Source organism: Microbulbifer okhotskensis, from assembly GCF_023895975.1.
GTDB classification, from domain to species: domain Bacteria; phylum Pseudomonadota; class Gammaproteobacteria; order Pseudomonadales; family Cellvibrionaceae; genus Microbulbifer; species Microbulbifer okhotskensis.
Genome location: NZ_JALBWM010000145.1, coordinates 1 through 8,034, shown reverse-complemented (window position 1 = coordinate 8,034; position 8,034 = coordinate 1). Strand labels below are relative to the sequence as shown.

Sequence of the window (8,034 nt, the reverse complement as noted above, 5' to 3'; positions counted from 1 at the left end):
TCTGGCCGTGGTTCCTACCTATTTCGCCCCCTAAAACTGTCCGAAGTATTGTTATTACTGACTCTATAGAAAAGCGCGTGTTGTCATTTTCACCGGTTAAATCATTGCACCGGTGACCTGTAAAAAGAGATCATAATTGGTTCTACGTCCATTGGATTTTTTGGCGCTCAGGTAGCCCAACTCTTCCAACTCCTCGATGGCATTAATCACCGAACACTTTGTGCATCGCGCAACATCGGCCAGATACGCGTTACCCGGATCACACCGGCCCGTATCACTGTTATGACAATCAGCCAACGCAATTAGCACCAACTTTGCTGTTGGTGTTCTGGTCCTGCGTTTAATGACCTATACCGCGAGTTCAAAGCTCACCACGTACCTCCTGTATAAATTTCCAGATAGCGCGTACCTGATTACTGTCCTACTGCTAAAGCAGCAGAATCACCAAGTCACAACAAAGGGATTTGAAAATGATTGCTCTTCAGCCTTCGCCAGCAAACTCATGCTCGGTTAGCTTTCCTGCTGGACCTCATCATTTATTTGGCCACCCAAAGGGTCAATTACATCAGCGCGCAGACGAGCACGTGTAACAACCCGCTGAGTAGCTAGCTCTAGCTTTATGCAATGCTTCGGAGGTATCGCCCTCACTCCACTACGCATTTGGGAAACAAAAACCGGCGTTATTACCCCAATAGTGCGCTCCAATTTGGCCGATGACCCTAATACCCTCACGTTGCCATCAAGTACCGAGTTAATCCTTTGCTGGGCGGGTGATCCTACCCAGCTTCCACGAAGTCCGCAGTTTAATTTCAGATCGGTTTAAACGAATGGGATATGGCGTGAAGTCGGTGCAGCAGTTGATGGCTCATACTGTCGAGCGAACTACTCAGGATTATCAAGCGGGACATGGCATCGACTATGAGGAGATCAGTATTTAGTGGTCGAGCAGGTAATTGGAAATGAATTCTGGATAGGGAAAATCTAGACAAAAAAAAGGGCCGGTAAGGCCCTTTTTTTATTGCTGTGACTTGGTGTTCACCTAGTAAGGCGCTGTGAACCTTTTATTCTCGCAACCCCTTGATAGACAAGGGAAATTTGGTGGAGCTAAGCGGGATCGAACCACTGACCTCAACACTGCCAGTCTTCCGCACACAAAAATGTAAGTTACTGATTTGTAAGGGAAAACCGCCTTTTCCAATCTAACGGCCTTAACTATCCTCGATGATACCTCACCGACGCCTTAACCACCCCCTCTACAATCAGCTCCTGCCCCTCCCAGACCGGTATCGGCCTGTACTTGCCGTTGGCAGACAGCAGCCGTCCGCGCTTTAAGTCCAGGATCTTGCAGGTTAGCTGGCCATCCAGGGCGACTACGACAACATCCCCGCTTACAGGGGTCAGGGAGCGATCGACGATTAGGATGTCACGGTCGAAGATGCCGATGTCTTGCATTGAGTCACCGCTGGCGCGGGCCAGGAAGGTGGCAGGGGGATTGGTGATCAGGTGCTCATCAAGGCTAAGCGGGGGCTCTTTGTGGTCATCTGCTGGCGAAGGAAAGCCGCAGCTGACGCCGCTGGTAATTAGTGGGGATAGGTTCATGTGAGCTCACAGCTTGCTGTATATATGTACAGCTTATTGCTGATGCCTCGCTGAAGGCAAGTAGCTAGTATGACTCTTGGGCCATATTCTATCTGGCCTCAATCTACTGTGAATGGATACCCAAGCACCCCTCAATGCAGAGTTAATCGAATTTATATGGCAACAATGGTGAGCCACCTCCCATTTCATTGACTTACAGCAGCCTTTGAAGACCAATTGTCTTCATATAAACCAACTCAACTTCAGAGGAGAAATATTAAGCATGGGGCACTATGAACAACCAAAGCCGTTCTACCTGAAAGATCGCCGGGAAGTGGCTATTGACATGTTTGTCTCAAAGGACAACATCACCAAAGCAGACTACATCGCGCTAAAGGTTGTAGAGCAGGTTGAGGGAGGACTCGATAAGTACCGCCTAGATTCCCACAATGACCGACACACTTGGCGATAGCAAAGGGCTATTTTGGCCTATGTGAAAATCCGCATAGACGATATACGGAACGGCACCTGGCTCCCCAGCAGAACAGCAGACACGCCTCACCCTAAGATGCCACTCGCGGTACCGCACTCCCGCATCCATAGAAATGGTTACTACGAGTGGCTAAAAAGGGAGTTTGATTCACTTGATCTGGAAAATTTATCTACGGATTCGGTGGAAAAACTACTTAAGGGAATAGAGTACGAGCTTAAATTCTCTACCTTCCCAAACTATGTTATGTTGCCAGCAGATGAGCTCAAACGTGTGTTAAAAGTATGAAAATCTATCAGTTAAACGGAAATAGCAGCAACTATATGACCCCCTATTTCGAGCCAAATAATGTGCTCAAAAAGCGGGTAGGCATTAAGTTCCTTTTCAACACAACGCCTAAATCCTACAGTGAAGATTGGGAGCCGCTGGAGTTGAGCATCAAAGCGTGCGATTCGGCACCAGTCATTCCGACGCTTTCTCGTTGGCAAAATTACTTAGTGCTTCATGCATCGGCTTACAAAGTCCTCGAAAGTACGCTCAACCCTTTTGGGGAATTTCTCCCCTGTACATATCAAGGCACAGCATTTTATCTGTTTAACCCCCTGACAATTGCTGAAGACCTTGATGCGGTAATAGCAGACTCCGTTACCAGAAACGGGAACTTACTCTCCGGTATTGCATTCAATCAGGAAAAGCTGGAAGGGGTACCGGTGTTCAGAACAAAAGAGTCCAATATCAGCAACTATTGCACTGAAGCTTTCAAAGAAATTGTTGAATCCGAAAAGCTTGATGGTTTGATATTCAGCAGCAACCTGACACATGATTAATAATCAAATAAAAGCCACCCGCATAGCAAAACGCAGTTACTGAGTGGCTTTTCTATTGTCATCCCGCCATTGATTGCGCGACTCTATGCATTACAAGTGCTGAGTAGACCACTAGAAAATCATGGGTGGGCTGGCTGGCTTGTCGGGGGTTTTCTGCGCATCCTTTACCGGCTGGGTAACGATCAAGAAAACCGCATAAACCAACCAAGAAAAGAAAAAGACTCCGAAGAACCAACCCACTTTTGCCCCGCCGTGGGAACGGCTGGAAACCAACACATGCACCACCGGTACCACGAAGAAGGACACAATCATCAATAAGATGATCAGCTGCCAAATACTAATCCCACCGAATCCCATAGCGGCCTCCTAGCCAAGCATTATTGTTTTTTGACGAACAACAGGTAGCTTACCCCACCTTGCTACATCAGCCCATACTTCTCGGCCACTGCTTCAAACTGGCGGATATACAACGCACGGAAACGGGAGAGGATGACGGTTGCACAGCTGGCAAAGCAGCTGGGACTTGTGTCATCTCAAATTTCGAAAATGGAAACAGGCAGTCAGAAGGTGCCGGCGGAGCTGCTGCCGGCCTGGTGTGAGGCGGTGGGGATTACTCTGGCGGAAGTGTACGGGGTGGAGAACCTGCACCACTTTTCGCAGATTCCCTTTCCACCTTTAGTAGCCCGGTTGTATGCAAAACTGCCACAGGAGTTTCGCCGACATATTCACCGGGTGATTGAGAGCAGCTACCAGCTTTGGAAAAGTAGGGGGTGAGTCAGCCCAGCTCAATTAGCCAAACCGAAAAGTCGTTATTGTCTCTCCTGCCATCGGCAAGATCCAAGTGCCCTCGATAGACTGATATGGCAAAATGCGTGTCACCAATAAGCAATAAATGAGGGATCACTTTATGGCTGGACACCCCGCCTTGACAGAGAAAGATGAACGTACGGATGTATTGCTTTACGGTGGCAGAAAATACAACATAAAACTCAGCTTTCACCAAGTCAAAAATATGAATGGGCACGCCGTTGGACTGAAGTTTGAAGATTCCACTGGCAGCATGGACTCATCCAAAACCGGCGTTTCGGTTTCTGGAAGAGGGCTCGCAAGGGCAATAGGCCTTAGAGCAGTTGAGATGATGGGTGATTTACGCGGCGTTGATTTCTTTGGCTTTTATCTTCTCACGGACGGGCTTAATGAGAGGCAAATAAGGCTAAAGGATGCTCTTTATAGTATTCAAGCAAAGGAAATGCACAAAGCCGTTAAAGATACCCTGCCACACGGCATCAAAATTGATGTCGAAGGCGGCATAGGTTGGGGAATGAGCCGCTATGAACCTCAAACACTGCCGCAGATGCAGCTCTTTCTCGAAGAGTTGGGCAAAACTATTAGGGAGTCCGCACTATGTTAGTACGATTTTATGACGACAGAATAGATGAACTTCCCGATGATGTCGCTAAATTTTATCTCTCACGAATGGGCGTAGAGTTTATTGCTGAAATGACAGCACAAGAGATCAACGCTCTTATAAGCGGCTCAATGACAGGGAGCACGTTGGAGGAAGCCATAGAAGAAGCCAGGCGTGAGATGGTCGAGCTGAGCGAGGAAGAAGACCGTTTAACGGATGAGGCTCTAAAGCGTTATGCAAAAGAAATAACGATTGAGAATATTGGTATGGTTAAGTTCAACGACATGTTTTGAGAAGCCCTGCCTTGGTACGATAAGTCGGCGGTTCAGCCCCGCGTATGCGGGGAACACCAAATCACATCAGCCCATATTTCTGCGCGACTGTCTCAAACTGACGCAAATAAATAGCGCGGGCGGGTTGGTGTTGGTGGTCTTTTTGTGCACAATCGAAAAGGGAAGGCTTCTGAAGGGGCTTTGCTAATAAAAACCGTCTTGAAAGTGGAGGCAACCTTTTGGAAACGCACATACTTCTAAAGGGGCGGACCTGCGGGGGCCTCATGCTCTCGCCGCCCTTATTAAAAATAATATTTTTTGATCTGTAAGGAGAGTTTCAATGCTATCTAGGAACGCTTGGTATTTAGCATCTTTGCTTAGGGAAGAACTCGGATCAGATGTTAAAGGAGTTGGAGTAGAAACAGCCGAGCTGGTTAATCTATGGGGAGATTATCCACCCGAGGATCTACAACCAACTATAAAGGAACTGGAAAGGATTGGTTATATTCGGGTCGAACGCACTATACCGCCCCAAGACCGCCCAGGAGTAGCCAAAGAGTATAATTTGAGAAATATTGTGGGTATTCAAATAACTGAGGCACTACAGCAATATATGGATAGGATTGAGGCATAATTAATTCAATTACAGCAACAACTCCATGCTATGCCGCTCATTGTCAGATAGCCTGATTATCCCAATAGATCCCATGCCCTGCAGTTAGCATCTGCCCAACCACCCCAGCCAGATCACTGCTTGTGTCGCCAGTAATCTGCGGCAGTGCCGCCGGACGGTTGGCCACCTGCCAGCCGCTGCTGCCGTTGATATACAGCAGTCCATCTACTTGATTCAGAGCTACTTTGGCGGGAAAGAATTGCCAGTAGCCGGGGTCTGCGACATAGCGGGCGAGCTGATTATCTTGGCCGGCCCAGTCGCCGGTTCCAGTTAGCACAATATAGCGATCTCCATCACTGGCACTACCCGGGGGATCGTTTTGAATACCCGCCACTTCTATCTGCAATAGCGCGTCGATGGTATCCAGCGCTTGGTTGAGGCTGGTGGCAGGATCCAGGGTGCCTTCCTGGGCGTAGGGTATGGCGTTGTTGGGTGTGTTGCTCATGGGATTTTTATCCTGCTTATACCGTGATTTCTGTGGCCGGGCCTGCGCCGGTGATGCTGTTGAGTTGCGCCACTTGGATGCTGGCGCTACCCGGGTCGGCAATGGTTAAAGTGGTTGTACTGGTATCAGTGCTGCTGCCGTCAATCGTTACCCGGTAGCCGGTAAAAAACTGGCTTTGGTCGTAGGCGGCACGGCCACCCAGGCGCCCTACTCCCAGCCACTGGATTACCAAGTTTCCGCCGCTCCGGTAGGCGGTGAGATTGGCCGGGGCGGGTTCGGTATGGCTGGCGCCGGTGTAGATCGCGGCGGTGGTGGTCTCTTCGCCGCTGCCGGAACTGGTGGCACGGAAAGTTAATGTCTGGTCCAGGTTGTAGCGGTCGCTGGGAATGTAGTTAAGGGTGTTGCGATCGAGCAGTACAAAGCGGGTGCCTGCGGTGTGTTCACTGATCTCAGTACCCAAACGCCCGCGCAGTAGATAGCCGATTTCCCAGACGCCGGGGCTGATCTCGTCGGCTTCGCCGAAGTTGATAATTTCATTGCCAATCAGGGCGCGGTTCTGCCGGTTGAGCAGTTCGGCCAGGGTGCGATATTCGAGTGCGTCGCCGTCGTCATAGAGCTGGATTTGCACCCGGTGGTGGCTGTCGGGGATCTCGCGCTTGTGCGTGCCGAGGCTGGTGGTTAATTCCCCCATGACCGCTTCCACATCGGTGCTGTCGGAGTCGGTATAGTTTTCTCCTCCATCCAGGGACAGCGCTACGGTGGCGCCGTACCAGGCGGAGTTACTGCCGGCGATGGCAATGTAATAGCCCAGCTGGCTGTCGTCACCGCTGGATAGTATCGGCGCGTCGATCCATTCGATATAGGTAGCGCCGGGCACCAGTGCCACCGGGTCCGGTGCGGGCATGGGAGCTACGCCGAGGGCTTGGGATTGATAGGCACTTTTGCGGTCGTGAATCAGTTTTATTTTTTGCTCGCCGCTGTCCAGATTCACTTCATCCACGCGAAAGCGGTCGCCGCGAAACAGCACCACATTGCCGGGGGTGAGTTTTAGGTAATTACTGGGCAGGGTAATTTCGATCTCGCCGCGCTGCTCTTCGATCATGGTTTTGTGCATAACCACGGCGATCTGTGCAGCTTGGTCGGTCTCCAGCACCAGCGGGGTTTCGATACTTTTTTCCCCTTCGCCCCGAGTATCGATACTGCGGTCGCTGGTCTGCTTGCAGGTGTCGATGCCGCCTTCGCTGTCGTAATAGTTGAGATTGAGTACCCGCACAATGTCTTCCGCTGAGCGGCGGGTTTTCTCGTCGTCGCTATCGCCGATTAAATCATTTTCGTTTATTTCCATTACCGGTTCACCGCCACGGGGGACAAACACCACTTCGCCACCGCGATTGACCGGATCAAAAAAGAAGGCGCGGGCCAGTTCTTGAATATGCTCAAACGCGGGGGATTCATTGCTGATCTGCATCCCCTGTACGTAGCCCTCTAATAAGGTGGTATCGAATTTGTCATAGGGCACGCCGGCGCGTTCGCATATCTCGGCGACGATGGCATAGAGGGGATAAGCAGCAGACATAAAAAGCCTAGGGTTTTAATAAAAATTGCAGGCGGAATTGGCGGTTCATGCCGATTTTAATCAGGCCGGGACTGTCGACGTTTTGCTGCAGCCGATATTCGGTTTCATAGCGGTCGCGCTGCTGGCGGTAGTAGAGGTGGCCATTGTTTAAATAGGCAAAGATCACATCACTGGTACTGGTTTGAGTGCTGCGCTTGTCGTCCAGGGTCAGGCGCGGGGTGATGATGCCGGGCCAGGTGCTGGTGGTCTGGCTGCCGGCGCTGGAGTTGTACCAGTAGAGCTTGGCGGTGCCGGCTTCGACATAGGCGATCACCGGGCGCATATTCTGATCGAAGGCCAGAGAGACCTCGGTAATATCGCTGCCGCTGATCGCGGTAAACGCTTCTACCTCACGGGCATCCAGTACGATCTCGCTGCCGTCGTTTAATACCCGCGCGCGCCAGACTTGATAATTGAGGCCGGCGCTGGGGTCTTGAATGGCGATGCCGCCGCTTTCGTAGTCGGTGGTATTGCGCACGGGCAAGTGCGAGCCGCCGATAAACGGCGATGCCAACACGGTACTGGAAAGCGCCTTATCCGGTAGGGCCATCTCAACCCCGCGCCCAGCTGTGGGTAAAGGTCAGGGTGAGAATTTTATTGGCATCTTTGGGAATCGCACTGCCATCACCGACCGCATCAAACTGCACCTGCCAGCGTGTCCAGCCCAGGCCCAGCGCTACCGAGCGCACCCCATCAGAAAAGTTCGCGCTGTTCAGTGCCCAGGTC

At 51.0% G+C, this 8,034-nt stretch carries 14 protein-coding genes; 7 read left to right on the top strand and 7 right to left on the bottom strand.

The genetic code is table 11. The annotated features are described in order from the left end of the window. Positions 1 to 96: 96 nt before the first annotated feature. The 3 genes from MO867_RS19525 to MO867_RS19520 all read right to left on the bottom strand — a co-directional run bounded on the left by MO867_RS19525 (position 97) and on the right by MO867_RS19520 (position 1,599). Entirely contained in the window at positions 97 to 345 is a 249-nt protein-coding gene (locus MO867_RS19525; protein ID WP_309143319.1) for a helix-turn-helix domain-containing protein, read from the bottom strand. Between the two features lie 165 nt (positions 346 to 510). Continuing rightward, a complete protein-coding gene (locus MO867_RS24125) occupies positions 511 to 732 on the bottom strand; it encodes a transcriptional regulator (RefSeq protein ID WP_373565909.1) in 222 nt (73 codons plus the stop codon). A gap of 480 nt (positions 733 to 1,212) precedes the next feature. Next, entirely contained in the window at positions 1,213 to 1,599 is a 387-nt protein-coding gene (locus tag MO867_RS19520) for a LexA family protein (RefSeq protein ID WP_252472224.1), read from the bottom strand. A gap of 262 nt (positions 1,600 to 1,861) precedes the next feature. Here MO867_RS19520 and MO867_RS19515 point away from each other — a divergent pair, with 262 nt between their 5' ends. The 3 genes from MO867_RS19515 to MO867_RS19505 are packed head-to-tail and all read left to right on the top strand — an operon-like array spanning position 1,862 to position 2,895. Beyond that, positions 1,862 to 2,050 carry a hypothetical protein gene (locus MO867_RS19515; protein WP_252472222.1) on the top strand — a complete coding sequence of 63 codons (189 nt, stop codon included), beginning with the start codon at positions 1,862 to 1,864 and terminating at the stop codon, positions 2,048 to 2,050. Between the two features lie 21 nt (positions 2,051 to 2,071). Next, positions 2,072 to 2,356, top strand: coding sequence for an AHH domain-containing protein (locus MO867_RS19510; protein WP_252472220.1), 285 nt, complete (start codon positions 2,072 to 2,074; stop codon positions 2,354 to 2,356). Further along, positions 2,353 to 2,895: a hypothetical protein gene (locus MO867_RS19505; protein ID WP_252472218.1), complete on the top strand. Its 543-nt coding sequence runs from the start codon at positions 2,353 to 2,355 to the stop codon at positions 2,893 to 2,895. The genes MO867_RS19510 and MO867_RS19505 overlap by 4 nt, the downstream gene beginning before the upstream one ends. 111 nt (positions 2,896 to 3,006) lie before the next feature. Here the strand turns inward: MO867_RS19505 and MO867_RS19500 are convergent, their stop codons facing one another. Beyond that, the gene (locus tag MO867_RS19500; protein ID WP_252472216.1) at positions 3,007 to 3,252 is read right to left on the bottom strand and encodes a hypothetical protein; all 246 of its coding nucleotides are present in this window, start codon (positions 3,250 to 3,252) and stop codon (positions 3,007 to 3,009) included. Positions 3,253 to 3,318: 66 nt separating this feature from the next. Between MO867_RS19500 and MO867_RS19495 the strand changes: the two genes are divergently transcribed. The 4 genes from MO867_RS19495 (at position 3,319) to MO867_RS19480 (ending at position 5,209) form a co-directional block, all read left to right on the top strand. Continuing rightward, positions 3,319 to 3,669, top strand: coding sequence for a helix-turn-helix domain-containing protein (locus MO867_RS19495; protein ID WP_309143318.1), 351 nt, complete (start codon positions 3,319 to 3,321; stop codon positions 3,667 to 3,669). A gap of 151 nt (positions 3,670 to 3,820) precedes the next feature. Beyond that, positions 3,821 to 4,306, top strand: a complete 486-nt coding sequence (locus MO867_RS19490) for a hypothetical protein (protein WP_252472212.1) — start codon at positions 3,821 to 3,823, stop codon at positions 4,304 to 4,306. Then, positions 4,300 to 4,596: a hypothetical protein gene (locus tag MO867_RS19485; RefSeq protein WP_252472210.1), complete on the top strand. Its 297-nt coding sequence runs from the start codon at positions 4,300 to 4,302 to the stop codon at positions 4,594 to 4,596. The genes MO867_RS19490 and MO867_RS19485 overlap by 7 nt, the downstream gene beginning before the upstream one ends. A 319-nt stretch (positions 4,597 to 4,915) precedes the next feature. Beyond that, positions 4,916 to 5,209, top strand: a complete 294-nt coding sequence (locus tag MO867_RS19480) for a hypothetical protein (RefSeq protein WP_252472208.1) — start codon at positions 4,916 to 4,918, stop codon at positions 5,207 to 5,209. Positions 5,210 to 5,252: 43 nt separating this feature from the next. On the opposite strand, the gene MO867_RS19475 is transcribed toward MO867_RS19480, so the two are convergent. From MO867_RS19475 to MO867_RS19465, 3 genes are read right to left on the bottom strand one after another with little or no spacing between them, the layout of a single operon-like run. Continuing rightward, positions 5,253 to 5,693, bottom strand: coding sequence for a DUF2793 domain-containing protein (locus MO867_RS19475; protein WP_252472206.1), 441 nt, complete (start codon positions 5,691 to 5,693; stop codon positions 5,253 to 5,255). Positions 5,694 to 5,709: 16 nt separating this feature from the next. Then, complete coding sequence (locus tag MO867_RS19470) at positions 5,710 to 7,269, bottom strand: phage tail protein (protein WP_252472204.1); 1,560 nt, start codon at positions 7,267 to 7,269, stop codon at positions 5,710 to 5,712. A 7-nt stretch (positions 7,270 to 7,276) separates the two neighbouring features. Then, positions 7,277 to 7,858: a hypothetical protein gene (locus MO867_RS19465; RefSeq protein WP_252472202.1), complete on the bottom strand. Its 582-nt coding sequence runs from the start codon at positions 7,856 to 7,858 to the stop codon at positions 7,277 to 7,279. Positions 7,859 to 8,034 lie beyond the last annotated feature (176 nt).

Bases quoted from the DNA above. Each gene is read 5' to 3' on its own strand.
- MO867_RS19500 (WP_252472216.1), bottom strand. From the start codon at position 3,252: ATGGGATTCGGTGGGATTAGTATTTGGCAGCTGATCATCTTATTGATG.
- MO867_RS19465 (WP_252472202.1), bottom strand. From the start codon at position 7,858: ATGGCCCTACCGGATAAGGCGCTTTCCAGTACCGTGTTGGCATCGCCG.
- MO867_RS19485 (WP_252472210.1), top strand. From the start codon at position 4,300: ATGTTAGTACGATTTTATGACGACAGAATAGATGAACTTCCCGATGAT.
- MO867_RS19515 (WP_252472222.1), top strand. From the start codon at position 1,862: ATGGGGCACTATGAACAACCAAAGCCGTTCTACCTGAAAGATCGCCGG.
- MO867_RS19470 (WP_252472204.1), bottom strand. From the start codon at position 7,269: ATGTCTGCTGCTTATCCCCTCTATGCCATCGTCGCCGAGATATGCGAA.
- MO867_RS19520 (WP_252472224.1), bottom strand. From the start codon at position 1,599: ATGAACCTATCCCCACTAATTACCAGCGGCGTCAGCTGCGGCTTTCCT.
- MO867_RS19480 (WP_252472208.1), top strand. From the start codon at position 4,916: ATGCTATCTAGGAACGCTTGGTATTTAGCATCTTTGCTTAGGGAAGAA.
- MO867_RS19505 (WP_252472218.1), top strand. From the start codon at position 2,353: ATGAAAATCTATCAGTTAAACGGAAATAGCAGCAACTATATGACCCCC.
- MO867_RS19475 (WP_252472206.1), bottom strand. From the start codon at position 5,693: ATGAGCAACACACCCAACAACGCCATACCCTACGCCCAGGAAGGCACC.